The organism is Sphingobacterium sp. NPDC055346 (genome assembly GCF_053645235.1).
Genome location: NZ_JBSHMI010000004.1, coordinates 199,216 through 225,266, shown reverse-complemented (window position 1 = coordinate 225,266; position 26,051 = coordinate 199,216). Strand labels below are relative to the sequence as shown.

Annotated in this window: 23 protein-coding genes; 15 read left to right on the top strand and 8 right to left on the bottom strand. The window is 37.4% G+C overall.

What is annotated here, in order from left to right:
- Positions 1 to 27 precede the first annotated feature (27 nt).
- From ACWICE_RS09985 to ACWICE_RS09975, 3 genes are all read right to left on the bottom strand, one after another.
- Entirely contained in the window at positions 28 to 2,112 is a 2,085-nt protein-coding gene (locus ACWICE_RS09985; protein WP_454298262.1) for a TonB-dependent receptor, read from the bottom strand.
- 37 nt (positions 2,113 to 2,149) lie between these two features.
- Positions 2,150 to 3,439 carry a BamA/TamA family outer membrane protein gene (locus tag ACWICE_RS09980; protein WP_313259608.1) on the bottom strand — a complete coding sequence of 430 codons (1,290 nt, stop codon included), beginning with the start codon at positions 3,437 to 3,439 and terminating at the stop codon, positions 2,150 to 2,152.
- A gap of 99 nt (positions 3,440 to 3,538) precedes the next feature.
- Complete coding sequence (locus tag ACWICE_RS09975; RefSeq protein WP_454298261.1) at positions 3,539 to 4,429, bottom strand: 1-aminocyclopropane-1-carboxylate deaminase/D-cysteine desulfhydrase; 891 nt, start codon at positions 4,427 to 4,429, stop codon at positions 3,539 to 3,541.
- Between the two features lie 64 nt (positions 4,430 to 4,493).
- Here ACWICE_RS09975 and ACWICE_RS09970 point away from each other — a divergent pair, with 64 nt between their 5' ends.
- Entirely contained in the window at positions 4,494 to 5,525 is a 1,032-nt protein-coding gene (locus ACWICE_RS09970) for an RluA family pseudouridine synthase (protein WP_313368793.1), read from the top strand.
- Between the two features lie 15 nt (positions 5,526 to 5,540).
- Entirely contained in the window at positions 5,541 to 6,398 is an 858-nt protein-coding gene (locus tag ACWICE_RS09965; RefSeq protein WP_185216655.1) for an aminotransferase class IV, read from the top strand.
- Here ACWICE_RS09965 and ACWICE_RS09960 read toward each other — a convergent pair.
- On the bottom strand, positions 6,380 to 6,853 hold the full coding sequence (locus tag ACWICE_RS09960) for a DUF1572 domain-containing protein (protein ID WP_454298260.1): 474 nt from the start codon (positions 6,851 to 6,853) through the stop codon (positions 6,380 to 6,382). The two genes, ACWICE_RS09965 and ACWICE_RS09960, sit on opposite strands and share 19 nt — an antisense overlap.
- A 147-nt stretch (positions 6,854 to 7,000) precedes the next feature.
- Positions 7,001 to 7,591: a YceI family protein gene (locus tag ACWICE_RS09955; protein ID WP_185212449.1), complete on the bottom strand. Its 591-nt coding sequence runs from the start codon at positions 7,589 to 7,591 to the stop codon at positions 7,001 to 7,003.
- A 349-nt stretch (positions 7,592 to 7,940) separates the two neighbouring features.
- Here ACWICE_RS09955 and ACWICE_RS09950 point away from each other — a divergent pair, with 349 nt between their 5' ends.
- Positions 7,941 to 8,528 carry an ankyrin repeat domain-containing protein gene (locus tag ACWICE_RS09950; protein WP_185212448.1) on the top strand — a complete coding sequence of 196 codons (588 nt, stop codon included), beginning with the start codon at positions 7,941 to 7,943 and terminating at the stop codon, positions 8,526 to 8,528.
- Between the two features lie 30 nt (positions 8,529 to 8,558).
- On the opposite strand, the gene ACWICE_RS09945 is transcribed toward ACWICE_RS09950, so the two are convergent.
- A complete protein-coding gene (locus tag ACWICE_RS09945; RefSeq protein ID WP_454298259.1) occupies positions 8,559 to 9,179 on the bottom strand; it encodes a hypothetical protein in 621 nt (206 codons plus the stop codon).
- A 273-nt stretch (positions 9,180 to 9,452) separates the two neighbouring features.
- Between ACWICE_RS09945 and ACWICE_RS09940 the strand changes: the two genes are divergently transcribed.
- Together ACWICE_RS09940 and ACWICE_RS09935 are read left to right on the top strand one after the other, a co-directional pair.
- The gene (locus tag ACWICE_RS09940) at positions 9,453 to 10,109 is read left to right on the top strand and encodes a suppressor of fused domain protein (RefSeq protein ID WP_454298258.1); all 657 of its coding nucleotides are present in this window, start codon (positions 9,453 to 9,455) and stop codon (positions 10,107 to 10,109) included.
- Positions 10,110 to 10,130: 21 nt separating this feature from the next.
- Positions 10,131 to 11,795: an ABC1 kinase family protein gene (locus ACWICE_RS09935; RefSeq protein ID WP_454298257.1), complete on the top strand. Its 1,665-nt coding sequence runs from the start codon at positions 10,131 to 10,133 to the stop codon at positions 11,793 to 11,795.
- A gap of 133 nt (positions 11,796 to 11,928) precedes the next feature.
- On the opposite strand, the gene ACWICE_RS09930 is transcribed toward ACWICE_RS09935, so the two are convergent.
- Complete coding sequence (locus tag ACWICE_RS09930; RefSeq protein WP_454298256.1) at positions 11,929 to 13,665, bottom strand: thiamine pyrophosphate-dependent enzyme; 1,737 nt, start codon at positions 13,663 to 13,665, stop codon at positions 11,929 to 11,931.
- Positions 13,666 to 13,828: 163 nt separating this feature from the next.
- Positions 13,829 to 14,728, bottom strand: coding sequence for a DUF3078 domain-containing protein (locus ACWICE_RS09925; protein ID WP_185212443.1), 900 nt, complete (start codon positions 14,726 to 14,728; stop codon positions 13,829 to 13,831).
- Between the two features lie 369 nt (positions 14,729 to 15,097).
- Between ACWICE_RS09925 and ACWICE_RS09920 the strand changes: the two genes are divergently transcribed.
- The 10 genes from ACWICE_RS09920 (at position 15,098) to ACWICE_RS09875 (ending at position 26,006) form a co-directional block, all read left to right on the top strand.
- The gene (locus ACWICE_RS09920) at positions 15,098 to 15,523 is read left to right on the top strand and encodes a BT0820 family HAD-type phosphatase (RefSeq protein WP_185212442.1); all 426 of its coding nucleotides are present in this window, start codon (positions 15,098 to 15,100) and stop codon (positions 15,521 to 15,523) included.
- A 467-nt stretch (positions 15,524 to 15,990) separates the two neighbouring features.
- The gene (locus ACWICE_RS09915) at positions 15,991 to 17,148 is read left to right on the top strand and encodes an MraY family glycosyltransferase (RefSeq protein WP_454298255.1); all 1,158 of its coding nucleotides are present in this window, start codon (positions 15,991 to 15,993) and stop codon (positions 17,146 to 17,148) included.
- A gap of 14 nt (positions 17,149 to 17,162) precedes the next feature.
- Positions 17,163 to 18,122: an NAD-dependent epimerase/dehydratase family protein gene (locus tag ACWICE_RS09910; protein WP_185212440.1), complete on the top strand. Its 960-nt coding sequence runs from the start codon at positions 17,163 to 17,165 to the stop codon at positions 18,120 to 18,122.
- A gap of 44 nt (positions 18,123 to 18,166) precedes the next feature.
- The gene (locus tag ACWICE_RS09905) at positions 18,167 to 19,621 is read left to right on the top strand and encodes a lipopolysaccharide biosynthesis protein (protein ID WP_454298254.1); all 1,455 of its coding nucleotides are present in this window, start codon (positions 18,167 to 18,169) and stop codon (positions 19,619 to 19,621) included.
- Between the two features lie 8 nt (positions 19,622 to 19,629).
- On the top strand, positions 19,630 to 21,039 hold the full coding sequence (gene wzx, locus ACWICE_RS09900) for an O-unit flippase-like protein (RefSeq protein WP_454298253.1): 1,410 nt from the start codon (positions 19,630 to 19,632) through the stop codon (positions 21,037 to 21,039).
- Complete coding sequence (locus tag ACWICE_RS09895; RefSeq protein ID WP_454298252.1) at positions 21,036 to 21,929, top strand: glycosyltransferase family A protein; 894 nt, start codon at positions 21,036 to 21,038, stop codon at positions 21,927 to 21,929. The genes wzx and ACWICE_RS09895 overlap by 4 nt, the downstream gene beginning before the upstream one ends.
- Positions 21,930 to 22,045: 116 nt before the next feature.
- Positions 22,046 to 23,068, top strand: coding sequence for a glycosyltransferase family A protein (locus ACWICE_RS09890; RefSeq protein ID WP_454298251.1), 1,023 nt, complete (start codon positions 22,046 to 22,048; stop codon positions 23,066 to 23,068).
- A gap of 48 nt (positions 23,069 to 23,116) precedes the next feature.
- A complete protein-coding gene (locus ACWICE_RS09885; RefSeq protein ID WP_454298250.1) occupies positions 23,117 to 24,217 on the top strand; it encodes a glycosyltransferase WbsX family protein in 1,101 nt (366 codons plus the stop codon).
- A 61-nt stretch (positions 24,218 to 24,278) separates the two neighbouring features.
- Positions 24,279 to 25,361 (top strand): DegT/DnrJ/EryC1/StrS family aminotransferase, encoded by a 1,083-nt coding sequence (locus ACWICE_RS09880; protein ID WP_185216636.1) that lies wholly within the window; start codon positions 24,279 to 24,281, stop codon positions 25,359 to 25,361.
- Positions 25,362 to 25,364: 3 nt separating this feature from the next.
- Entirely contained in the window at positions 25,365 to 26,006 is a 642-nt protein-coding gene (locus ACWICE_RS09875; RefSeq protein WP_185212426.1) for a NeuD/PglB/VioB family sugar acetyltransferase, read from the top strand.
- The last annotated feature ends 45 nt before the right edge of the window (positions 26,007 to 26,051 follow it).

The window sequence follows — 26,051 nt, the reverse complement described above, 5'->3', positions numbered from 1 at the left end:
GGAAAGAATCTGGAAAAAGCAAAAACCTTACAAAATTACCTTGACTCCGGCATAGAAATTCCGAGTAGGTGCAGCATTAAAATAACGGTTACCCATTGCATTTATGTCATTTCCTAAGCTGTATTTTTCGTTCAGGATATTATCGGCACCTGTAAATACCTGCCATTTGTATATGCTGGAGATAGGGGTTAGCCAAGATATTTTGGCTTGCAATACATGGTATTTAGATGCTGAAACTGTATTGGCGTCGTTTAATGGAATACTTGATGTGAAATTATGTAAGATGTTTAAATCTATATCCTTAATGAACTTGAATGAAAGTGTATTTGCCCATATCCAATTCGGAACGGAAGTAACTTTGTTTCCATTGAAATTGTTTTCTCCAATCACATATTCCTTGAATTTATAATCCTGGTAAGTTAAGTTGCTGGATAGGATCAAGCCATTTAAAAATGCTGAATGATCATTGGCAATCAGTTGAGTCAGGACCTGAGCTTCAATTCCCTTTTGGTCAATTCTACCTGCATTTTGGAAAAATTCATTTCCGGCATCGTTCAATTGTCTGATGATACCATTTTTCATTTGGTAATTATAGGCAGCAAGATCGGCAATAAATCTACGGTCATGGGTTTCAAAACGAATTCCAGCTTCATAGTTTACACCGGTTTCAGCGTTGAGGTTTTGGTTGATCTGATTGTCTGAGGACCTAACTTCGGCAATGGTAGGGGTTGAGTATCCTTTGGAAATGGAAGCCCTGATAGCGAAGTTATCTGTTGCTGCATAGGATAATCCCAATCTAGGCATCCAGCTCTTGTCAAAGTTGATTTCTCCATTTACATTGACTTCGCCTGCGGCTGTTTTCTTAAAGTTTATATCGTTAAAGTTCAAGCCAATAGATGCCTCTGCTGTAAGTTTTTGATAAAGTTTGGTTTTGAATCTATAGAAATAGAAATGTTGAAAGTTTTCTAGCTTGTCATCATCCGTTAGGTTACCAATTTTCCCCAAGTTATTTGTGTAGTTCTTGACATTGTACCAGCCTTTTTGTCCTTCGCCTCCTAATTGCATTTCCCATTGGAAATCTTGCTTATCGATATTTTCGTAGGAGAAGTATGTCCTAAAACCTAGGTTTTTCTCAATCCTGGATTCGTAATTGGTAATAAATGGATTCTCCAGGTCGGTATAACTCCCAAATAAGGAAACCACATTTTTCAATCTATTTGTTATCTGGTATTCATTGGTAATACCTCCGATAAATGTTTTGTTGTAAATAGCAGCTTTTTGATCTTTGGCGCTTTGGAAAGGCCCGCCAGCTGGCCTGAACTGTGTTGGATCCTCATCATATTGCTGTTGGGTCAATGCACCAGGGGTTTGATAGCCCATGTCGGTATAAAGTGCGAATCCCTTTAATTTACCATGGGCATTGTATTTCCACTGATGTGCAGTCTGGAAAAACAATTTGTCCATTGCGGTATGTTGCCTATAGCCATCTGATCGCAAATACGCTTGGTCAAATGAAAAATTATAGTTTTCATTGACTTGATGGTTAATCTGCAGTTGCTCATGGAATAAACCAAAGGAACCTCCAGAAAGCATTAAGGATTTTTCGTTATTGACCTGTCCGAAACCTTCAGGGATAAATCTGATAACACCACCTGAATTAGGGCCATATAAGGACCCGTCTGGACCTTTAATGATCTGGATGCTGTTGATACCCACGGGATCAAGGATATTCAAATAGGTGTTGCCGCTAGCGTCGGTAAAAGGGATTTCATCTAAATATATTTTGGTATTCCTTACTCCAAATGGTGAGCGGAGCATGCTTCCGCGGAGTGCAAGTCGATAGCTTCCAGGTGATCTTTCTTCCATTCTCAATCCGCTGGTGGTATTGATTGCGCTCAAGAAACTGCTAGGGGCTTGAGATTCTATCAATTTTTTGGAAACAACCTTGGCTGAAGTCGTTAGGTCCAGCATGGCTTGTGAGTTGAAATGTGCTTTTATTTCAATAGGTGCTATCTCGTTGATACTGGTGTCCCTTGAAATGGTTTGTGCATTTGCCGTAAAGAAAGAAATAGTCGCTGAAAGGCTAATTAAGCCAAATTGTTTAAAATACATGTAGGTTAATATTGTTTAAATATTAATATAAAAATAATTAGAATGCTTCGTTTAAACCCAAGAATAAACCATGCTGCCCAAATTTACCAAAAGCATAATCAATACAAAGGTTAGTTCGGGTCGCTTTGTTAAATAATAATCTCAGGCCTGCCCCAGCAGCTGGTTGCCATGTCTGGAAAAGCTTGGTTCCCATTTTATCATTTGCTGTTTGGATATTTGCAAAGACGACACCGCTCAAGAACTGATTCCTTAAAATTGGGTATCTATATTCTACTTCAGAGTAAAAGAAAGAAGTTCCTTTGAAATATCCCATGGTATAACCGCGGCCGCTACGGGCGTAAGTGTCTTTTGCAGTACCGGGAAGATCGATATATGGAAGTTTACCACCTAAGTTATAAGATCCAAAGTTCCAAAAAGCAATGACATGGTTTGGTCTATCCGTGGATAATTGCCAGTATTTTCTGAAATCTGTCTGTAATTGATAGGCATTATGTGTGCTTCCCAGCCAAGTTTGATTCATGCGAAGGACCATGTCTACATAATAGCCTTTATAGGCAGAGTTAGGATTATCCCTGGTCATATATTGCATATTGACCATAAAACCGTTATTGTTTACCCGAGTGGGATCGAAATCATTCCAACGGCTGTAAATTTCTACAGGTGACATGTTTTCTTGGCTACCTACGGTACTTAATTGTCTTTTAAGTTCGAAAAATACCCCAACCCCAACAAATGCTCCGGGGAATAACTGTTTATATACCCGTTCATTGATGGTGTAAGCCATGTATTTATTGACATATCGCTGTCTATCGGGGTTGTTCAGGATGAGTTCTTCTTCAGTGGGGTTCTCTAGTGTTCCGCCAATTCCAAGTCCGTAATCAAGTCCTACCGCTTTTGCTACCATGGCCCCGCCCTTTATGTTCCATTTGTTCCCAGGGGTGTAGATGTCATGCAATAGATAGCCCACGATAATACCACGGGTGGTGGCACTTAAAGCGGTGGCAGCAATGGACATGGTGGTATTGGGTTCATTACCGAGCACTTTTCCGCCCACAGCTTTAATCCCTATTTGGGCACCGATAGAAGGGTTATAGTTAATATTGGGGAGATAGGAAATTGCGGATCTTTTTCCAGAAGGTTTTTTGTTGTCTTTTTTGAAAGGATTGATGTCCCTGAATGCATCAACGATATCGTATAAATGGGCAGTAGGGAGAACACTGTCCCTTTGTTCTTTCGTACTTACCGTATCGTGGATTTGTATTTGAAGCGCGAAGGAAGGTAATTGAGCTAGGACAAATAATAGAAGTAATAACAGCTTTATGCGCATTTTATTTTTTTATTATTGGTTGATTTAGTGGTAAATGCTGATCCATTTGGCCGTAAAAATATTATTAATAAGTGATTTCACTTTAAGATTAATGTCATTTTACTTGTTAAAAAGATCAAGGTATCCCAATAGACCCGTTATCCCACCTGTATGAATAACCAATATTTTGCTTTTCGGTTTGAAATAATCTTTTTCAATGAGATCATAAACCGCATATATAAGCTTTCCAGTATAGGTAGGTTCGACCATTATTCCGGTGGAGCTGACAAAGTTTTTGATAAAGTCGATCAATTCTGGTTTAGTCTTCGCATATCCTGAGAAATGATAATCAGGGTGCATGATTATCTTTTCGGTCGGCACATTCCATTGGGAGAAATCCGCCAACAAGCCATCGGCTCCTTTTAAAACTGGCACTGTATGGATTTGGGATTTGAGTTTTTCTTTTTCAATCCCTAGTTGAAGTCCAGCGGTCGTAGTGCCTGTTCCTGAGGCTACAAAGATATGTTCGTATTCTTGTTTGAGTTCAGTGATTAGCTCTGCACAACCCAATAGTCCCCGTTCGGATTTTCCCCCTTCATCAATAAATAGACTGTTAAGGGGGTCGTGGTTTTTTGAGTAAAGCTCGGTTTTGTCTCTATAAGATTCTCTATCTACAAAGTTGAGTTTGAGGCCGAATATTTTGCACATATCCAAAACGGGATTTCGTATTTCCTCGCCACGGACATAGGCGGTTGCCTGGAAGCCGAAAGTTGCTGCTGCAGCAGCACAGGCCAACAGATGGTTTGACCAAGCGCCTCCAAAAGTCACTAAATTGTTGATGTCATTTGATTTAGCATCTTCCAGTTGATATTTTAATTTACGCCATTTGTTCCCCGAAATAAAGGGATGGATCTTATCATCACGTTTGATAAAAAGACTGATATCTTTTTCTTGCAATCGAGGGTCCGATATTTCTTCTTCGGGGCTGAAAATTTGAAATGGCAAATGCATGGGTTAAAATTATGCTTTTTTCTTGCAGGAAATAGAATGATTATAAAAATGCTATTTTTGCAGCATGACAGATCATTTGGATAACGAGCAAGAGGAGCAGGAGCTCTATGAACATTTAAGAATTGTTGCGGATAAAGGGCAGGCCTTGTTGCGCATCGATAAATTCTTGATGAATAGGGTTGAAAACACTTCACGAAACCGGATTCAAAATGCTATAGATGCTGGAACGGTAAAGGTCAATGATAAAGTAATCAAGGCAAGCTATAAAGTGAAGCCATTTGATGTCATTACCGTGGTATTGCCCGATCCGCCAAGAGATACCGAGGTATATCCAGAGGATATTCCCTTGGATATTGTATATGAAGATGATGACGTTTTATTGGTTAATAAAGAGGCTGGTATGGTCGTTCATCCTGGATTTAATAATTACACCGGTACCTTGGTCAATGCCTTGACCTTCCATCTCAACCAATTGCCGACCCTGCCGGGTAATACCGGACGTCCTGGATTGGTCCATCGGATTGATAAGGACACTTCGGGACTACTCGTCATTGCCAAGAATGAATGGGCAATGACCTTTTTGGCGAAGCAGTTTTTTGAGCATAGCATCACCCGGAAGTATGTAGCCTTGGTTTGGGGTGATATTGCTGAGGACGGAACCGTATCAGGATATATTGGTCGGAACTTAAAGGATAGAAGGATCATGGATATGTACGAGGATGAAGAGAAGGGGAAGTGGTCGGTTACGCATTATCGTGTTCTGGAACGCTTAGGCTATGTTACCTTGATCGAATGTCAACTGGAGACCGGAAGAACCCATCAGATCCGTGCCCATATGAAATCCATTGGACATCCGCTTTTCAGTGATGAATCCTATGGTGGTGATAAAATCTTAAAAGGCACGTCGTTTTCCAAGTACAAACAGTTTGTTGAGAATACCTTTAGCTTGCTTCCCCGTCAAGCCTTGCATGCCAGGAGTTTAGGATTTATTCATCCAAAATCTAAAGAATTTTTGCATTTTGAAGTACCAATGCCGGAAGATTTCCGTTTAGCATTAGAGAAATGGAGAAGTTACAGCTCAATTAATCAAAGTTAGATTCTAAATATATTTATGCCCACACATTTTATTAACTACAACGGTACTGTGGTACCTCAAGATATGGCTATACTAGACGCTGATAGCCGCGCATTTCGTTATGGAGATGGTATTTTTGAAACCATGTTATGGAAGGATGGGGATATCCGTTTTCTGGACCTCCATTTGGAGCGCTTGGCGGAAAGCATGAGCATGTTGCATTTTGATGATGCCGACCAATTTGATTCCTTTTTTATCCGCAGTAAAGTAGAAGAGTTGCTTCGCAAAAACAATATGGTGGGACAGCAAGCCCGGGTTCGCCTTATCGTCTTCAGACAAGGGGGAGGGCTGTATAGTCCAGAAACCAATAAAGCGGCCTATATTCTGCAAGTAGATCGAAAACCAGAAACCCTGAGGGATAAAAAGACTGGTTTAATCATTGATATATATACCGAATACAAAAAGGCTTATTCAGAGCTATCTAAGATTAAGTCCAATAATGCCTTAATCTATGTAATGGCAGGACTTTTCAAGAAAAAGAATGCCTTTGATGAAGTCTTGATCCTTAACCAATCTGGTAACCTTTGTGAGGCTTTGGCCTCAAATATTTTTATCTATTATGATAAGGTGCTCTATACGCCAGCGTTATCTGAAGGATGTATTGCAGGGGTTATGCGTCGAGTAGTTATGGATATGGCGCAGGAGCAGGGTATTGAGGTTGTTGAGGCTGAAATAAAACCTGATATTGTCAAAGTCGCCGATGAAATATTCTGTACCAATGCCGTTGAAGGGATTCAATGGGTGATGGGATATAAGCACAAACGCTATTTCAATAAGATTTCAAGGATATTCCAAGATAGGTTATTGTCTTGGTCCTATGAGACTGAGGAGTAAGTCAGCATTTTCTTGAGCAGGACTATTTGGCCAAGGTGATAATAGGCATGTTCAATCTGTCCATCGATATTTCTTAAATAGGAACCGTATTTTTCATCGAAGAAATCTTGCTGTAGTTTAGCATCATAGATTTCCTCAATGGATTTGGCGAGGGTTTCAGATTGGTAGAATAAATCATCTTTTAAAGATTGCCATTCTTCATTGTTCTTTAAATCAACCATGGGAAAGCTAAGGGAGTCTTTAATATCAAGGTTTCCGGTTTGGAAAAATTGGTTTATCCCTTTGATATAATAAAGGACATGGAAACTGAGGTCGTAAATTCGGTTGAGATTAGGGACTTTTTTCATGGCCAGTTCGAAATGTATATCACTCAATTCTTTTTGCCAATTGCTGTTCGCGATCCAAGTCCCGGAAAGCATGACTTCCCTGAACCTATTAGCAAGGTATTTACACATAAGGAGGTTTATTGAATAGCATAAATGCTGTTTATTACCAAATATAACAAAGAAAAAGGGATAGTTTTTGCTATCCCTTTCTAATTAATATATAGTTATTTGTGATTCAAGGCTATAATCAACGTGGATTAATTTTCCCCTTAAGAGTTAGTTCTTAACCAATTCCACATTTACTGTGATGGCTACTTCAGGAGCGACAGCGTCGATTCCTGCAGCGGTTTTGTCTGCATATTTAATGTTGTAATCAAAACGGTTGATTGAAGTAGTAGCTGTAAATCCAGCTCTGGTTTTTCCCCAAGGATCTAGGATAGTACCGTTATTTTGGATCACATCAAAGGTTACACTTTTTGTTACGTCTTTAATGGTTAGGTCTCCTGTCAGTTTGAATTTACCTTTGCCAGCTTTTTTAAGGGTGGCATTTTTAAGGGTCATTTTTGGGAATTTCTCTGCACTGAAGAAGTCATCGCTCTTCAAGTGATTGTCTCTTGCTTCAATTCTAGTATCGATGCTGTTCACATCAATGTCAAATGAAACAGTAGCATTGTCAAAGTTCACAGAATCTTTAGATTCTACTTGACCTTCCAACTTGGTGAAATCTCCATCAACGAAAGAGATTCCTAAGTGTTTGATTTCAAAACGAGCATTCGTATGTGCAGGGTCAACAGACCATTTTGTTTGTGCGAATGCAACGTTGCTAACTAAAATCAGGGCTGTAAAAAAGCTTAATAGAGTTTTCATATTCATATATTTTTAATTTCGTTTTTGTTTATTACTGCAAATTTTGGGATAAAATTATACTTGCACATTGATCTATGATAATAAATGAAAATAGATTAAAAATGTTTTATTTGACTAGGATTTGAAGCCGATTAGCTACAATAAAATATAGATTGGTTTACGCTGTGATGTAATGTAAAAATTAAATATATTTATTGTGATTTCAGGTAAGAATGAGCTTATTATTGAAGTTAATAAATTCAATGAAGATTGGATTGATTGAGACTGTTTAATAGAAGGTTTTGAAATATTAATAACTGGCAATAAAGTTGTTTGTTCAAAATCTGAAAAAATACAATGAAAAGCAAAAATGAAAATAGGATCAGAGATTGAAAGTGCAGTAAGGCGGGGAGATACTGTCTACCTTGAAAAGAACCTCATTGATAGCCAAGTTAATGACGTTAATGAACAGTCGCAAAACCTATTAATGATTGCGACCTATCAGAATGATTATCCAACGGCAGCTTTTTTGGTTAAGCGGGGAGCGGATCCCAACCAACAAGATGAGCTGTTGAACAGTCCCTTTCTATATGCTGCAGCATCAGGATATTTAGATTTAGTAAAATTGTACCTTGCCTATGGGGCGCGTTTTGATGTTTTTAACCGATTTAACGGTACGGCATTGATTCCAGCTGCTGAAAAGGGATATGTTGATGTAGTTCGGTTATTATGTCACACGAAGAACTTTCCAATAAACCATATTAACAAATTAGGTTGGACTGCATTGTTAGAGGCTGTTATTCTAGGGGATGGCAGCAAGGATTATGTGGATATTGTAAATATACTTTTGAAGGGCGGAGCCGATAAGTCTATCGCTGATAAAGATGGGGTATCTGCATTGGAACATGCTGAACAGAAAGGCTTCTCTGATATCGTCGAAATATTACAGATGTATTAATCAAATATAAACATGCATAAAAGGGCTGGATCATGTTATTTTCTTGATTACTTTTTCGACTCTTTTTCGTTTACTGTCTTTTTCGATTTCCTCTAATCTGCCCGATAAAGTTTCGGTAAATTTCTTGGAATATGGTGATTTTATTTTAGTACTGACCAGCTCAGCGTACATTGCTAATTGGTTTGTAGGGCATTGCGATAATTGTTTGATGATTGCATTGAAAGCAAGTTCCTGGTATGGTGGGAGGCTTATTAGATTGGTTAATATGGCGACATAATTGTCCCTGGTGATCACGGAACCTTGTTCTACCGCATTTTCAAGTGTCATGATGTTATTTGCGATATGATCGGCCTCAAGCAGGGATATGGTTTTTAATGCTGTCATAGCTCCCCATTGAAGTCTGTTGTTTTTACTTTTTAAGGCATCCATAAAATCATTACAATAAGGAGAAATCATTTGAGGTGATATTTCTCCTATCTCATAAAGAACTTTGATGCTGTCATTCTGTAAGTCTTTTTCTTTGCCCTGGATTAATTGGAATAGTTCCTCAATAGCATTTTTATCATTGTTTTGAGCTATTTCCTGAGCCAATAGAATGTTAGGTTCTTCATCGCGTCTTCCTAACACAGATGCTAATCTATCTTTTATCATGTTTTCAAGGTTTGATGATGTAATTTACGGGAAAAACAGAAGAGATTCCCATTTAGAATGAAATTTTCCATTACTGAAAATCCGGTTAATTTTTGGATTATGATTTTCGATTATTAACTTATAACCAATTGAAAACTGAACATTTCTTGAATCATGCATTCGAATGAGTGGCTTGATTTTAGATGTATTTCAATGAATAATCTAGGGAAAGCATTCCTATTTGTAAATAAGCTCAAACAATTGAGTGTGTAATGTATTAATTAAGTAAGCAATATGACTAAAGAAGAATATTTATCGAAATATAACGAGGAAGATACGGTAGGTTGGACCGCAATCGATGAACAGCTAACTACAGTGTATCCAGGAATTGAACCTAGGCATTATGGACCATTATGTGGTTTGCATTTTGCCGCAGGCGGAACCGATCCTATTGACGGTATAAGCGTATATGATAATAGGCAAGATCCAGCCCATTTACATTTAGTAACGTACGGGATGAGTGAACTTTACTATAATCCTGAAGTGGCGAGTAGTGAATTTAGTAAATGGGGTTTTGAATTCACCTTTAGGTTGGTACCTTTTGCTGAAGATCAAGGTGATCCAGGATGGGCGATGCAGGTTTTCAATAATCTTGCCCGATATGTTTACCAGAGTGGAAGATGGTTTGAAGAGAATCAGTTCATTCCGGCAAAGGGTCCAATCCGATTAAATACAGACACAGCAATTGTTGGTTTTGTCACCACTCTTGACCCTCAATTAGGGCGGATCAATACAGCGCATGGAGAAGTATCTTTTATCCAATTGGTAGGAGTTACGCAAAAAGAACTTGACTTTCTAATGGAGGCAGCTTCCACCCAAAAGGTTGCTGATTTTATTAGTGAAATGAAAATGGGTAATCCATTGTTGGTTACGGATTTAAATAGGAAATAAAAAGGCATCATAAATATCAATATGAAGCATATCAATGGTTTTCAAAAGATAAAGCGTGTTGGACAAATTCTAAAAATCCTTTCGAAACATGGATTTGATGAAGTTGTCTCCAGGTCCAATCTTGATAGGATATTGCCAGATAGTTTCTTGTTCTGGAATAATCATGCTCGAAAGGTATTTGAGGAAGATTTTAATGTAAGGGTCCGGCTAGCTATTGAAGAATTGGGTCCAACATTTATTAAGTTGGGGCAATTACTGAGCAATCGCCCAGATATTATTCCCAAAGACCTACAGGAGGAGCTAATAAAACTGCAGGATGAAGTTGCTTTAGAAGGTATTGATATCCGAAAAAGGTTGGCCGATGAATTAGAGGTTGACCTTGATGAACATTTTATCTCCATCGATGAAATTCCTATAGCTTCAGCCTCAATTGCTCAGGTCTATCGAGCTACTTTAAAAAATGGTAAAGAGGTTGTATTAAAGGTAAAAAGAGAGGAAATTGACGAGGTCATTCAAGCTGACCTGGATTTTATCAAAGATTTAGTCAAGCTACTTCAGCGGAAATATGAAGTAGTCTATAAAATGAACCTTTATCAAATCGTTCTTTCTTTTGAAAGTTCCCTGTTGAATGAGCTTTCGTTTACCAATGAAATAAATAATATTGAGCGGTTTAGGAGAAACTTCAAAGAGAACAAGGATGTTTATGTTCCTAAAGTTTATAGGAAATTTAGTACAGATACCTTGATCTGCATGGAGTTTATAGATGGCGTAAAGGTTAATGATCAAGAAGGATTTAAGCAATATGGGCTATATCCAAAGTCGGTTTTGCAAAATGTATTAGATCTCTATTTAGAACAGGTGCTGATGCACGGTTTCTTCCATGCCGATCCCCATCCCGGAAATGTTTTTGTCAACCATCGTGGTCAGATCGTTTTTATAGACTTTGGCGCCATGGGTTTTATGATTCCAGAGGATAGAAAGATCATAGAGGCTATGGTACTTGATTTTCTGGCAAACGATGCCAAAAGTTTGATAAAAAACATAAAGAGACTTTCTGTCGCCCACCATATTGAAGATGAAAGGCGATTGGAAAGGGATGCTTATGAAATATTTGAGATGATCAAGCAAAATGCCCTTGATGACATTGATATTTCAGTGATGTTGCAAAAATTAAATATCGTTTTGCAAAGTAATCATATCTTATTGCCAGATTTTGTTTACCTCTTGCTTCGTGGAGTTTCAATATTAGAGGGTACAGGTCGACAATTAGATGCTGATCTCAATGTGCCTGAGAGTATTGAACCCTTTGCCAAAAAGATAGCGGCTGAGAAATTTTCTTCAGAATACATTTTAGGGCAATTGAAGGAGAAAGCCAAATTTGCCAAGGATGTCCTGACTGAAGTGCCTTTGGATCTGTTGACCATTCTAGAAAAGGTAAAAGAGGATAAAATCACAGTAAACCACAAAATGCAAGATTTTGATAATCTTCAATTGATCCTGCATAGGATGGGAAATAAATTTTTGCTGTCCATTTTGGCAATGACCTTTGGAGTAGGGGCAAGTATCCTTGCTCATGGAAGGGTTGGATTTCTGATCTGGGGTATTCCTGTACTTTCCTGGTTTGGCTTTATCATGAGTTTTATCTTATGTTTCGCCTTGTTGAGCCATTTGTATAAGAGTAAATAGTATTTAGACACAAGACACAAGACATGAGACATGAGACATGAGACAATTGTCCATCCCTAAATAGGGTTGACTGTTTAATACTTTTTGAAGGATAGTAGGATAGGGCAAACTGCTAGTTTGCCCTATTTTATGTTTAGAATATGCTTTTTAAGTGTTTGTAATTTGATTTGATGGTTTCAAAGACTTCGTCCATCCGGCCGCCAAGGATCAGTTTTCCCATACTTTCTGTCATGCCCACGACTTGATTTGCGCTGATGTGGGACGGCATTGCCAATGCGCTAGGGTTGGTGAAGATGTTCAATAGGAATGGACCATCGACGCGTAAAGTTTCCGCGATGACCGAATCTACCTCTTCTGGCTTATGGATATTGATAGCTGGGATGCCGAAGGCTTCAGCAACCTTAGCGAAGTCTGGGTTTTCCATATCAGTTTGATTATCAACCAAACCAGCTACTTGCATTTCAAGTTTTACCATACCTAAAGCTCTATTGTTAAAAACAATAAGCTTTATGGGGAGATTATATTGTTTTATGGTTGCTAAATCTCCTAATAACATCGAAAGGCCACCATCGCCGCACATAGCTATGACCTGTCTTTCAGGATGGGCTAAGGCCGCTCCAATAGCCATTGGCATGGCATTGGCCATGCTACCATGGTTAAAGGATCCAAGCATCTTACGGTCGCCTGTTTGCTGTATATACCTAGCACCCCAAACACAGGTCATTCCAGTGTCAAGGGTAAAGATGGCATTAGGGCTAGCATGTTTGTTGATCACATCGGCAACAAATTCAGGTTGTATGGCATCTTTTGTGCCTATATCGTCAACATATTCATGTAGGTTTTCCTGTACTTTCTTTGCGAAATTGCCCAATGAGTCCAGAAAGGCGCTGTCCACTTTTTCCTCTAAAAGTGGTAATAAAGCGAGTATGGTTTCTCGGATATCGCCTACTGCCGCGAGATCGAGCTTACATCTTCTGCCGAGCCTTTCTTCCGCTGTATCGATCTGGATTATTTTGTTGTCGGTTGGCATAAAATCATCATATGGCATATCAGTACCTAACAATAGCAGTACATCCGCTTCTTTCATCGCTTGGTAGCAGGAAGGGATGCCTAAAAGACCAGTCATTCCCACATCATAGGGAGCAGGCAGTTGGGCATTCATTTTTCCCCGAAAGCTATAGCCTACTGGTGCTTTTAGTTTCTGTGCCAGGAGCTGTAATTCTTGCCTAGCACCTATAGCGCCAATTCCAGCATAAAGAGTGTTTTTCGATCCTTTATTTAGGAGGTCAGCAATTTTTTGAAGTTCGGTGTCCGAGGGTCTGATTAAAGGGTTACATCGGAAAATTTGGGTTGAGGTTATTGATTCTTTGGCCTTTAATTCAGAAACATCGCCCGGTAAGCCGATGACACTGACTCCCTTTTGAGAGATTGCATGCTGAATTGCAGATTGAATGATACGAGGAGCCTGTTCGGCCGTAGTAATCAATTGGTTATACCCACTACAGTCATCAAATAGTTTATAGGTGTTTGTTTCTTGGAAATAGCCGGTTCCCATTTGATTTGTTGGAATGGTTGATGCAATCACTAACATAGGTACATGCGCACGATGGGCTTCATAAACCCCATTGATTAAATGCACATGTCCGGGTCCACAGCTTCCTGCACAGCAGGCTAAACCATCCAACTCTGCCTCAGCGGCTGCGGCATAAGCTCCAACCTCCTCATGCCTGACATGGATCCATTGGATTCTACCATCTTTTCTAATTGCTTCATTGAAAAAGTTCAAACTATCACCTGTTACTGCATATACTCGTTTAACTCCCGCTTCAACGAGCATTTCTACCAATTGTTCTGCAACTATTTTAGCCATTTTGAATAAGATTTTATGTTATATTTCCTTTATTAAACAACAGGTTTTCAGTCTTTTGGTTTCTTGAAACTTAAAAATATTCGAAACAGAAGTAGGATAAGGGCACAAAAAAAAGCGGCCATTTAGCCGCCTTTAATAGATTTATTAATTTTCTGTAAGGTTCTTAAAACTTATAAGTTACACCCGCACCAAGGATCTGTCTAACTTGTAATCCTGGGCCTTTGGTGCCATCGCTTTTAGGAACATTCACGTTGTCATCATATACCAGTTGAACGGCCGCATTTACTGATATGAACCTATTTACCTGTAGATTTAGGTTTGCTAAATAGTCTACATCAATATTTTGTGGATCTTGAAGGTAATTAGAGTATAATTTCAAGATGTTTTCAAAAGTAATGTTTTCCATTAACCCGACTTTATAGTAAGCATCTAAAGCTGCACCAAATTCGTTTCTTGAGAATTTATCTGGGTCAACACCGTAATCTGGTCTTAGGCTTTCAGCTCCCACCATCACAAACCTTGCAGATGCCGGAGAGATATTGATTTTGAAATTGTCTGATTCTTTGAATGCCATACCTGGACCGAAGCTTAAATATGCAGGAGCAAATGGGGCAGAAATCTTTCTTCCTCTAATCTGATCCTTATATTCATAACCATTTGCAAATTGGGTATTGAAGTTCATGAAAAAGGTGTAATACCATTTTTCAGCAGCTTGGTAGCCTAGTAAACTGTTAATAGCGAAACGGTCATCGTTTTTTCTCCAATCTGTTTCTTTTTGGTAGGTCTGTCCATAGGCAGCGATCAATTTATTATCCCAATTCCATTTGTCTTTTTTGTAATTGAAATCGTAATTGAAAATCAGATTTCCAGCCAAGGAGTTTACACCACCCGCAGCCCAGTTTGAAAAGGAACTTTGGTTTAATAGAAAGGTGTTTTCACCCATGATGGTCCAAGTTTTGGTTGTGTCAATCTCTAGGTTTTCCTCACCTTCAGACTCTTGAGCTGAGACTTGCAAACTAAGGAAGGTAACAGCAGATAAAAAAGCAACTTTTAATACTTTCATGATTGATAATTATTTTGTGAATAGTTGTGAAATTTGCGGCGCTAAATTATTAAAACTTAATTTTTATCCAAGGAGTGGCTGTGGGAGAAGGGGGTTCGGCTGGTTAAGGAAATTCAGGAAATCATAGGATAACTTTGATTTAAAGTCAATGGGGGTAGTTTATAAGGTTTTTAATGGTTGCCTAATTAAATTTTGAAAAAAATTAGGTATTGTAACTTTTACAAAATTATATTTTGAATAAAAGGATTTTTCATTATGAAAAAACGAACTGATTTTTCCCGAATTGGTCTTATAAATCTGTTTATGAGTTGACTGAAATCAGTAAGGTTTGGACTGGAATTTGTTGTAATAGATAAAAAATATTGAAAGATGGTAATTGCGGTTGATTTTGATGGAACCATTGTTGAGCATAGATACCCAAGGATTGGGAAACCCATTCCTTTTGCAATAGATATTTTGAAGCAATTACAGAATGAGCATCATATATTGATATTGTGGACGGTGAGGGAGGGTGAATTGTTACAGGAGGCTATTGATTATTGTAAAGATCAAGGTTTGGAATTTTATGCACATAATTCGAATTTTCCTGAAGAGGACCGGAGTAAAGGTCCAAGAAAACTAAGTGCTGATTTATTTATTGATGACCGAAACTTTGGTGGGCTACCAGATTGGGGGATAATTTATCGGGCAATAAACAAAAAAATGGCACATGATCTAGCGTTTGATACGGATGCGGTTTTCGAAGAAGGCATTCGTCCCGCCAAGGTTTCAGCTTGGAAAAAGATCTTTAAATAATTTATTTATTAATTTAAATTTTCTATTTTTATAATATAATTATTGATTTCAGTTCCTTTTGCTGGGGTTATGGTATTATTTCCTTTGCAATAATCTAGATATTGTTCCATGCCTCTAAATTATGGGTTTAATAATTGGCTTAATGGTATTAATTAGGGCTAAGTAAATTTGATAAGTCTTAGAAATTAGATGTTTAAGCACATAAATGAGGGTGTAAGGTTTGGGCTACAAATTGAGAAATATAAGGTGTGGATAGGCTTAATCAGTCGTTTGCCCTTTAAATATGTTATAAATTTGTTCCAAACAAATGCTCATTTTATAAAGCAAAATTAAATCGTTGGTTAGATATAGTGTTACTAAATCAGCTTTCAACTAAAGTCTAAAAAATTAAGTCGATGGAGTTTATCATTCTACTTGTTCCTTTCTTATTAGCCATATTTCTTGGGAAGATTATCATCCCATATATTATGCTTATAACATATAGGAAGAGGTTATTTGACCCCATCGATGCAAGAAAAGTCCACCAGAGTATTATCCCTAGATTAGGTGGAGTTGCATTTGTTCCCATTCAATGTTGTTTATTAGCCATTACCGTTGTATTAGTTTATAAGACTAATTTTGTCAATTTAGGCATTGTGACATGGGAAGTATTTCCGATGTTCATCATGTTAATTTGTGGTCTGGTAATTCTTTATATCATTGGGATAGCAGATGATTTAATTGGAGTAAGCTATAAATGGAAGTTTGTTGCACAGATTTTGGTAGCTACATTCTTTCCTCTAGCTGGATTATGGATCAATGATCTTTATGGATTGATGTTCCTAACTTATCTGCCAGCATGGGTTGGCATTCCGCTCACAATTTTTGCTGCTGTACTTATCATCAATGCGATCAATCTGATTGATGGTTTGGATGGATTATGTTCTGGCCTGGTTGGCGTTGGCTGTTTGGTATTAGGGACCTTATTTGCATTCTATCATGCCTGGATCCATGCCTTGTTAGCATTTATTACAACAGGTATTTTAATATCATTCTTCTATTACAATGTTTTTGGTGCATCCAAAAGGAGGAGAAGGATATTTATGGGTGATACAGGCAGTATGACCTTAGGATATACCATGGCATTTCTAGCCATTAGCTTTGCTATGAACAATAAAAGTATCAAGCCTTTTTCTGAAGGAGCTATTGTTGTAGCTTTCTCGACATTGATCGTTCCTGTTTTTGATGTAGCAAGGGTAATATTTATCAGATGGTACAAGGGCTTGCCTTTGTTCAAGGCAGATCGTAGCCATTTGCACCATAAATTACTTCGATCAGGTCTATCACATAAGAGTGCCATGATGAGTATCATTGGTCTCTCTTTGTTTTTCTGTGCTTTTAATATTATCACCGTTCAATTCATTAGCAATAATGTAGTTGTTCTTTTGGATCTTGTTTTGTGGTTTTTGTTTACATTGACCTTCAATTATTTTGTGAACAAAAGAAATGCTAAACTTGTTAATCAGGAAATGGAACAAGGAACGATAAAAGTAGAAACTGCTCAGTTTACTGAGGCTCAGGTTAAAGAGGTGAAAGCTGGGGAAGCTCCAGATGCAGTTTCAGTCACATTAATAAATAAAATATAACATTTAGATTATAGATGAATATAGCTATTATCGGTGGTTCAGGTTTTGTTGGCACAAAGCTAATTGGAAACCTCATTGATACTCCCACACTAAACCTTATCAATATTGATAAACAACAAAGTTCTAGTTATCCACAGTTGACAAAAATTGCGAATGTTCTTGATAAAGTTCGATTAAAAGAGCTTTTGAAGGGGCAAGATGTGGTGATTTTGTTAGCAGCAGAGCATAGGGATGATGTTTCTCCGACGTCACTTTATTATGATGTGAATGTGGAAGGGATGAGGCATACCCTAGAAGCCATGGAAGCTAATGGTGTTAGCAGGCTGATCTTTACCAGTTCTGTTGCGGTTTATGGCTTGGATAAGGATAATCCGGATGAATCTTTTCCAGCGGATGCATTTAACCATTACGGTAAGAGTAAATGGGAGGCTGAGCAGGTTCTTCAAGAATGGTATAAGACCCATGCTGACTGGAACATCAATATCGTTCGCCCTACAGTGATCTTTGGAGAAGGTAACAGAGGGAATGTTTTTAACCTGTTGAATCAAATTGCATCAGGTAAATTCATGATGATCGGTGATGGAAAAAATCAAAAGTCTATGTCCTATGTTGGGAATGTCGTTGCATTTCTAGAATTCTTGATTCAACATAAGCGAGAGGGTTATAATGTATATAACTATGTAGACAAGCCCGATTTTACTACCAATGATTTGGTTTATCATACTGGTGAGATTTTGGGTAAAAAGATTCCGACTACCCATATTCCTTACTGGATCGGGATGCTAGGAGGTTACGGCTTTGATGTGTTGGCATTTTTAAGCCGGAAAAAACTGACGATCAGTTCTGTTCGCGTGAAGAAATTCTGTGCAGTTACTAAATATGATTCTACAAAAGCGATGTCTTCAGGTTTTGTTCCCCCATATTCTATGGAGGAAGGCTTAAGGAGAATGTTGAATGCAGAATTCGGGAAATAATATAAAATCATAATTTTATATTAAAAATTTTGAAACTATAAAGCATGGGGCTTAAAGAGCAAGCTGCTAAAGGAGTATTTTGGGTTTTTGCTGAACAGTTTGGTTCGCAACTGATCGGTTTTGTCATAAACCTGGTTTTAGCAAGAGTTTTATTGCCATCTGATTTTGGAACAATTGCTTTGTATGGGGTAATTATGAGTGTATCCGCTGTTTTGGTAAACGGGGGATTGACAAATAGCCTTATACGAAGTCAAGATGTCGACCAAAGGGATATGTCCACTGTGTTCTGGTTCAATTTTGGTGTCAGTGTTATCCTGTACTGCATCATCTTTTTTACCGCTCCACTTGTTGCCGCTTTTTATGAAATCCCCGTTCTTACAGGATTAATCAGGACTTATGCCATCATCTTAATCATTGATTCCTTTGCGGCAGTTCAAGCGACGAAGGTCATTAAAGAGATGAATTTCAAAAGGGCGTTCAAGATTCAGTTACCATCCATGCTGGCTGGCGGTGCATCTGGGATCTTCTTTGCGACCCATGGGTTCGGTGTCTGGTCACTGATCTATTCTTCCCTAGTTCAAAATTTTGTTTATACATTACAATATTGGTTGTACAGTGATTGGAGGCCTTCTTTTGTCTTTGATAAGGAGAAATTCAAATACCATTTTTCCTTTGGTGTAAAATTGACCGCTTCGTCATTGTTGGATACGATTTTCAATAATTTGTACAACATTATCATTGGTAAGAAGTTTTCTCCAACCCAATTGGGTTATTATAATAGGGCGGATTCATTAAAACAATTGCCGATTACAAATATAGCTGGGGCATTAAATAGGGTTACATTTCCACTGTTTGCCAAGCTAGCCCATGATGATGCTGCATTGAAAAAATATTATCAAAGTATTATTTTGGTTGTGATCTTTCTGATAGCTCCATTGTCAGTTTTAATGGTTGTAGTTGCAGAACCTTTGATCCGTTTTTTATTGACAGATAAATGGTTGCCTTCTGTCCAATACTTTCAAATCTTATCAATCGGAGGGATTTTTTATCCAATCCATGCCTATAACCTGAATATCTTGCAGGCAAAAGGAAGATCCGACCTTTACTTGAAAATCGAGGTTTTCAAAAAGATAGTTATTGTTTCGGTCATTTTATGCTGTTTGCCATTCGGTATGATTGGTTTAGTCTGGGGTAGTGTTATTATTTCAGTCATTACGGTTTTCATAAATACCCATTACACTTCTAAGTTTATTAATTACCCTATTTGGAGACAATTTGCTGATTTGTTGCCGAGTATTATCAGGGCGTTAATTGTAGGTGCGCACGTTTTCCTAATTGACCAATATTTACTTATAAATTACCACGATTTAATTCGTTTGATAATATCTGTTTCCATATATTTGTGTACTTATTTTGGCGTTGCTTATCTATTAAAGACTAAGGAATTGGCTATATTAATTGACTTAATTAAAGGTAGCCGCAAGAATAAAGAGACTTAAACAACTTTATGGGCGTTAAATTGACCAAAAAGGATGTTATTTGGAGTTATTTAGCGCAATTTTTTGGAATAGCTTCAGGTATTTTCATCCTTCCTATTATTTTAAGATTACTTTCAACAGAGGAAATTGCATTAAACTACTTGATTGGATCCTTGGGGTCCATGGTTGCTTTGTTCGATTTTGGTTTTGCACCGCAGTTCGGAAGGAATATTACCTATGTATTTAGTGGGGCCCAAGAAATTCAAAAAAAGGGTATCCAAGATGTAAATGGATTAGGAGAGATTAATTATAATCTTCTCGCCAATATGATCAATACGGCTAAATTCGTGTATCTACGGATTGCTATTTTTTCTGGGATAGTTCTTTGTACGTTTGGGACCTGGTATATCTACAGTGTCACCAACGGTTTTACAAGTGTGAACCATGTGATCTGGATTTGGATATTTACCATTATTTCCATCTTTCTGAGTTTCTATTTTACCTATTTTGATTCTTTATTGATAGGACGAGGATTGATCCGCAAAGCCAAGATTGCCGGGATCATCTCCAAAGTTGTCTATATTTCTCTAGCCATCTCCTTTTTGTACATGGGCTATGGACTTTTTGGAGTGGCGATTTCCAGTCTATGTTCCACCTTTGTATATAGATTCATTTCTTACCGGTTCTTTTATGACCGTGATTTCAAAGAAAAGCTGAAAGGGATAAAACCAAAGCCTGAAGAAAGAAAGGAGTTGTTTCTAAAGATTTGGCACAATTCAAGTAGATTGGGATTGGTGTTTATCTCTGCATATGCCATAAATAACCTCAGTATGTTTTTAGCAGGTTTATACCTGAGCAGTGAGGAGGTCGCATCTTATGGTCTGTTAATCCAATTGGTGGGTATTATAGGGGTGGTTTCAGGAACATTGATCAACAGTTATAACCCTACATTTGCTTCGCTGCGAATCTCAGGGAAATCAAAGGAGCTGATGCAAACTTTCTCCTTTGCATTGTTCGTGTATCTTTCCTTATTCATTATGGGGGCCTCTTTTTTGATTTTCTTGGGCCCAATGGTACTTGAATTTATAGGTTCTAATGCAGTTTTGCCAAATGCCTATATCATGATGGCATATTGTTTAGTTGTCATTCTAGAAAATAACCATTCCAACTTTGGAACTTTGATAGTGACCAAAAATGAAGTTCCTTTTTTGAAGTCGTCCATCATTGCAGGTTTTTTTGTTGCAATCGGTGACTTCCTGGTTCTAAATTATCTTTCGTTTGGAGTTTTAGGGTTGATTCTAGTCCAAGGGATAGTACAATTGGCTTATGCGAATTGGAAGTGGCCACTACTGGTATGTCAAGAGTTTTCAACCAGCTATTTGAAGATTTTGCGCCTTGGTTATAAGGAAACCATTTTAAAAGTTAAGCTCCTGAGATGAACGAATTAGCAATAGTAATTCCTTATTTCAAGATTGATTATTTTGAAGAATGTATAAAATCTTTAGCTAACCAAAGCAATAAGAGGTTTTCTGTTTACATAGGAAACGATTTAAGTCCGGATGACCCTTTACCTGTCATTGAAAAATATTTATCATCAGACCAGTATTTCTATTTCAATTATTCCGACAACTTAGGTGGGAAAAATTTGGCTTTTCAATGGATGAGAATTTTGACTGAGGTTAAAGAGCCTTGGTTTCAAATATTGGGTGATGACGATTCCATTTCCTCAAACTTTGTAGAAGAGTTTTATAAGAATTTAGCCTTCATCGATTCTTGCTGTCATGTGTTAAAATTTAATACAGTCCTTGATTTTGTAGGTGACAAGGAAGTTAGGTTTTATAATGGATTTAGAACTGGTTACTATGACACCTATAATCTAATATTAAGAAAGATTGCGGGAGGACTGAACAGTAGCCTAAGTGAGCATGTTTTTAGGAGAGAAAGGTTTAATGATGTCGGTTTTGAAATTTATCCTCTAGCTTGGCACACAGATGATTTTTTGATCTTGAGTATGTCAGGATTCAATAAAATTTACTTCATCAGTGATTCCAGTGTGATAGTGAGGGTTTTTAGAAACAGTACCTCCGGTTCTGAAAAGAATCACGTTGAAAAGTCGGCTGCTACAAAAAAGTATTTGAAGGATTTTGCACAGCTATTGATCCATAGCAATAGGGGGGTCCAAGATAAGAGGGACTTTTTAATTGCAATAAGAAAGTATAAATCTGAAGTCGGGTTAGCCTATATATCGGAGATTTATTCCTTGTTTGGTCTATTAGGTACTGTATATTTTCGGTTATATTCAATTGGCTTAAGTTTAAAGATAAAATAAGGGTTTTCGGTAGAGTAAAAATTAGCATAGTTCTTTTGTGTGAATTATTAGAAAATTGTAATTAAAATATTGTCCTAATATTTTACAATTTATTAATATATCCCTATATTGGACCCATGATCCAAGTAACAGTAATTGTTCCGGTATTTAATGTTGAAAAGTACATCAGAGAGTGTTTTGAGTCGGTTGCTCTTCAGAATTATCCTTATTTGACCTGCATGTTCATTGACGATGGGAGTACTGATGCAAGCTTTGATATTCTTCAAAAGAAAATTGATAGCTATAATGGACCAATCAATTTTAAGTTGCTCAAGAATGATAAAAACCTAGGGGCTTCAGGAACTAGGAATCGAGGGATCAGAGAAAGCCAGTCCGATTATATTTATTTCTTAGATAGTGATGATGCAATTTCTTCAACTTGTATCGATGAGTTGGTATACCATGTATTTAAACATCCAGGTGTCGATATCGTTCAAGGGGAAATTTTAAGTGAGGTTGCAAATATCAACCATGTTCTGAAAATCTCTGGTAAAGGATATCCAGATTATTCTTGTGATATACACTGGGTCCGGGCAAACATTTTCAATAGCTTACCTATTTCACCTTGCAATAAGCTTATTCGCTTGGATATATTAAAGAGGCATGAAATCTACTTCATGGAGGGTATTGTGAATGAAGATGTGCTTTGGACCTATCATTTAAGGAAATACATAAAAAGTTTAGCCTTCAATTTCAGAGAAACTTATTTCTATAGACATAATCCTAATTCAGTTACTATTTCTGTACAAAATGAAAGACGGAGGTTAGTGGATCAGTTCTTTATTTTGGACAGTTTTCTTCAAGATATTGATTCAAGCTATAAGGAAGTTGACAATTTTGGAATTCTAAAACAGTATTCCCATGTTAAATTAATGACTATTTCTCCCGAAAATCAAGAATATTTTATTACAAGTTTAAACACCTGTATTCGGAAGGCTTTGAACACCCAAGGAATTTTGAAATTTTATAAGCCATTTTTCTACTATTTAACCATTTCAGGCGCGATTTTTGGTAGATCCTTATTCATTTGGCGTAAATTTCTTGGTATTTTATTTAGGTACAATAAAGTTATTGATAAACAGCGACTTAGGGAGATTTAATCAACAAAACTGAACTATTTTATTCATTTACCTATTAGTTAATATATCATGGGGAAAGTAAAGGCAATCGCATTCTATCTTCCACAATTTCATCCAATTAAAGAAAATGATGAATGGTGGGGGACAGGTTTTACAGAATGGACAAATGTTGCAAAAGCAAAACCAATGTTTCCGGGGCACTATCAACCACATATTCCTGCCGACTTGGGTTTCTACGACTTACGTCTTTCTGAAGCACGGATTGCGCAGGCAGATTTGGCAAAGAAATATGGTATTTCTGCGTTTTGTTATTGGCATTATTGGTTTGGGAATGGGCGCCGGATATTGGAACGGCCATTTCAAGAGGTTTTGGAATCGGGTACCCCAGATTTCCCTTTTTGTCTAGCCTGGGCAAATGAAACCTGGAGCGGAATCTGGCATGGTAATCCAAAAACCATTCTAGTTGAACAGGTTTATCCTGGAGAGCAAGATTATATCGATCATTTCAATAGCATATTACCTGCATTTAAGGACAAACGATATTTTAAGGTTGATGGGAAACCATTATTTATGGTTTATAAACCAATGGAAATTCCTGATTTGCCGTTGTTTGTTTCCACATTTAGAAGATTAGCTACCGAGAATGGTCTCGAAGGCATTCATTTAGTTGCGACTAATGTCGATCCAGATTGGGATACTGAAAAGTACGGATTTGATGCTCTAACTCCTGCGGTTCATACAAAGGATTCTTATTTAAGATCTGCAAATAAATTTGTTGACATATATAGGAGAGCGAAGACAAGTAGATTAAATAAGTATTATAAAAAAATATTTAAGCGTCCTGTTAGGATTTATAACTATAAGGATGCTATTCAAGAGTTTGATGAGAATTCGGGCAACAATATTTATTATCCAACCGTGATTCCAAATTGGGATAACAGCCCAAGAAGCGGGTTAAATGGATTTATACTTCATGATTCTACGCCTGAACTATTTAAGAAGGCAATGGTCAATGCGGTCAAGATGGTGAAAAAATATGATCCCGAGAATCAGATCGTTTTTATTAAATCTTGGAATGAATGGGCTGAAGGCAACCATTTGGAGCCAGATTTAAAATTCGGTCATAAATATCTAGAGGTTGTAAAGGATGTCCTACAAACAAAAGATTAATTAAGGCTTTTCAATAAAAAAAGGTATCATTTATTTAATTTTCCAACTCGAAATTAATTAGATGATACCTGTAACAAAACCATTTTTACCTCCAATAGAAGATTATAAGCAATACTTGGACAGTATTTGGTCTAGGAATTGGCTTACAAATATGGGTCCTCTTGCCAGTAAACTGGAGATGGAGCTGAAAGATTATTTCGATGTAAACCATTTATTATATGTTACTAATGGTACAGTAGCACTTCAATTGGCAATCAAAGCCTTAGACTTAACCGGAGAAATCATAACCACCCCTTTTTCATTCGTTGCCACTACGTCTTCCATTGTTTGGGAGGGCTGTACACCTAAGTTTGTGGACATTGATCCTAAAACTTTGAATATAGACCCCAAGAAAATTGAAGAGGCAATCGGACCAGATACAAGTGCTATATTGGCTACCCACGTTTATGGAAATCCATGTGATGTTGAAGCTATTGAAAAAATTGCCAAAAAGCATAATTTAAAGGTGATATACGATGGGGCACATGCATTTGGAGTAAAAGTGAATGGTAAATCAATTTTTGAATATGGTGATATCAGTACTTGTAGTTTGCATGCCACAAAGCTTTATCACAGTATAGAAGGCGGATTGGTTGTTACAAAGGACCCAGATTTGTTGAAGAAAATCGCTTACATGAGAAATTTTGGAATCTCTGGATATAGCAGTTTTTCTGAATTGGGGTTAAACGGTAAAAATTCGGAATTCCATGCAGCCATGGGCTTGGTCAACTTTAAGTGGTTGGACAAGATTATCAGCCGACGCTTAGAAATAATACAGCGATATTCCGAAAATCTAAAGAATTTTAAAGCAACAGTACCCGTTTGGCATGAAAATTCAAACCAAAATGGTGCATATTTGGTTTATGTAATAGAGTCAGAAGATCTATTATTAAAAATCAAATCCACTTTGGATACATTTGAAATTTTCACAAGAAGGTATTTTTACCCTAGCTTGTCTTCAAGTCTACCTTATCTTGATCCAGTATCAATGAAGGTTACTGATGACATAGCGAAAAGGGTTTTATGTTTACCATTGTACTATGAATTGACAGATGATGAGGTGGATTGGATTTGCCGCATTATTTTAAGAAGTCAAAACAATTAGTACATGTTAATATTTGGAGCCAAAGGCCTTGCAAAAGAAGTTTTGGAGGTTTGTTTGGAAACAGTAAATAAGAGTAATATCGTATTTTATGATGATGTATCATCTGATTTACCTGATAAGCTATATAATGAGTTTTTAGTCCTGCGAAACCTAAGTGAAGCAAGTGATTATTTTGCAAAGGTCGATAAGAAGTTTGTTTTAGGATTAGGTGGGCCATTATTAAGAGCTGGAGCGTTCAGAAAATTTGTTGAAGCAGGAGGGATACCCCATTCATTGATTTCCCAGACCAGTAAGATTGGTTCTTTTGGGGTGGAGGTTTCAGAAGGGGTAAATGTAATGTTGAATTCAGTCATTACCAATGATGTTAAGATTGGGAAAGGAGTTTTAATCAATCAAATGGCATCGATTGGACATGATGTGATAATTGATGACTTTGTTGAAGTATGCCCTGGAACTGCGATTTCAGGACATTGTAAAATAGGTGAATTGAGCTTCTTAGGAACAAATTGTACCATCCTGCCAAATGTCACAATCGGAAAGAGAGTGGTAGTAGGGGCAGGTTCAGTGATAAATAGAGATATTCCGGATGGCAGTACAGTTGTGGGTGTGCCAGGGAAAATAATAAAAACCAACAATTATTATTAAGGTTAATAGTTAGAATAAAATTTATAATTTAAAACAAATGTGATA

Coding starts and splice junctions, on each gene's coding strand:
- ACWICE_RS09985 (WP_454298262.1), bottom strand. CDS start 2,112: ATGTATTTTAAACAATTTGGCTTAATTAGCCTTTCAGCGACTATTTCT.
- ACWICE_RS09980 (WP_313259608.1), bottom strand. CDS start 3,439: ATGCGCATAAAGCTGTTATTACTTCTATTATTTGTCCTAGCTCAATTA.
- ACWICE_RS09975 (WP_454298261.1), bottom strand. CDS start 4,429: ATGCATTTGCCATTTCAAATTTTCAGCCCCGAAGAAGAAATATCGGAC.
- ACWICE_RS09970 (WP_313368793.1), top strand. CDS start 4,494: ATGACAGATCATTTGGATAACGAGCAAGAGGAGCAGGAGCTCTATGAA.
- ACWICE_RS09965 (WP_185216655.1), top strand. CDS start 5,541: ATGCCCACACATTTTATTAACTACAACGGTACTGTGGTACCTCAAGAT.
- ACWICE_RS09960 (WP_454298260.1), bottom strand. CDS start 6,853: ATGTGTAAATACCTTGCTAATAGGTTCAGGGAAGTCATGCTTTCCGGG.
- ACWICE_RS09955 (WP_185212449.1), bottom strand. CDS start 7,591: ATGAAAACTCTATTAAGCTTTTTTACAGCCCTGATTTTAGTTAGCAAC.
- ACWICE_RS09950 (WP_185212448.1), top strand. CDS start 7,941: ATGAAAATAGGATCAGAGATTGAAAGTGCAGTAAGGCGGGGAGATACT.
- ACWICE_RS09945 (WP_454298259.1), bottom strand. CDS start 9,179: ATGATAAAAGATAGATTAGCATCTGTGTTAGGAAGACGCGATGAAGAA.
- ACWICE_RS09940 (WP_454298258.1), top strand. CDS start 9,453: ATGACTAAAGAAGAATATTTATCGAAATATAACGAGGAAGATACGGTA.
- ACWICE_RS09935 (WP_454298257.1), top strand. CDS start 10,131: ATGAAGCATATCAATGGTTTTCAAAAGATAAAGCGTGTTGGACAAATT.
- ACWICE_RS09930 (WP_454298256.1), bottom strand. CDS start 13,665: ATGGCTAAAATAGTTGCAGAACAATTGGTAGAAATGCTCGTTGAAGCG.
- ACWICE_RS09925 (WP_185212443.1), bottom strand. CDS start 14,728: ATGAAAGTATTAAAAGTTGCTTTTTTATCTGCTGTTACCTTCCTTAGT.
- ACWICE_RS09920 (WP_185212442.1), top strand. CDS start 15,098: ATGGTAATTGCGGTTGATTTTGATGGAACCATTGTTGAGCATAGATAC.
- ACWICE_RS09915 (WP_454298255.1), top strand. CDS start 15,991: ATGCTTATAACATATAGGAAGAGGTTATTTGACCCCATCGATGCAAGA.
- ACWICE_RS09910 (WP_185212440.1), top strand. CDS start 17,163: ATGAATATAGCTATTATCGGTGGTTCAGGTTTTGTTGGCACAAAGCTA.
- ACWICE_RS09905 (WP_454298254.1), top strand. CDS start 18,167: ATGGGGCTTAAAGAGCAAGCTGCTAAAGGAGTATTTTGGGTTTTTGCT.
- wzx (WP_454298253.1), top strand. CDS start 19,630: ATGGGCGTTAAATTGACCAAAAAGGATGTTATTTGGAGTTATTTAGCG.
- ACWICE_RS09895 (WP_454298252.1), top strand. CDS start 21,036: ATGAACGAATTAGCAATAGTAATTCCTTATTTCAAGATTGATTATTTT.
- ACWICE_RS09890 (WP_454298251.1), top strand. CDS start 22,046: ATGATCCAAGTAACAGTAATTGTTCCGGTATTTAATGTTGAAAAGTAC.
- ACWICE_RS09885 (WP_454298250.1), top strand. CDS start 23,117: ATGGGGAAAGTAAAGGCAATCGCATTCTATCTTCCACAATTTCATCCA.
- ACWICE_RS09880 (WP_185216636.1), top strand. CDS start 24,279: ATGATACCTGTAACAAAACCATTTTTACCTCCAATAGAAGATTATAAG.
- ACWICE_RS09875 (WP_185212426.1), top strand. CDS start 25,365: ATGTTAATATTTGGAGCCAAAGGCCTTGCAAAAGAAGTTTTGGAGGTT.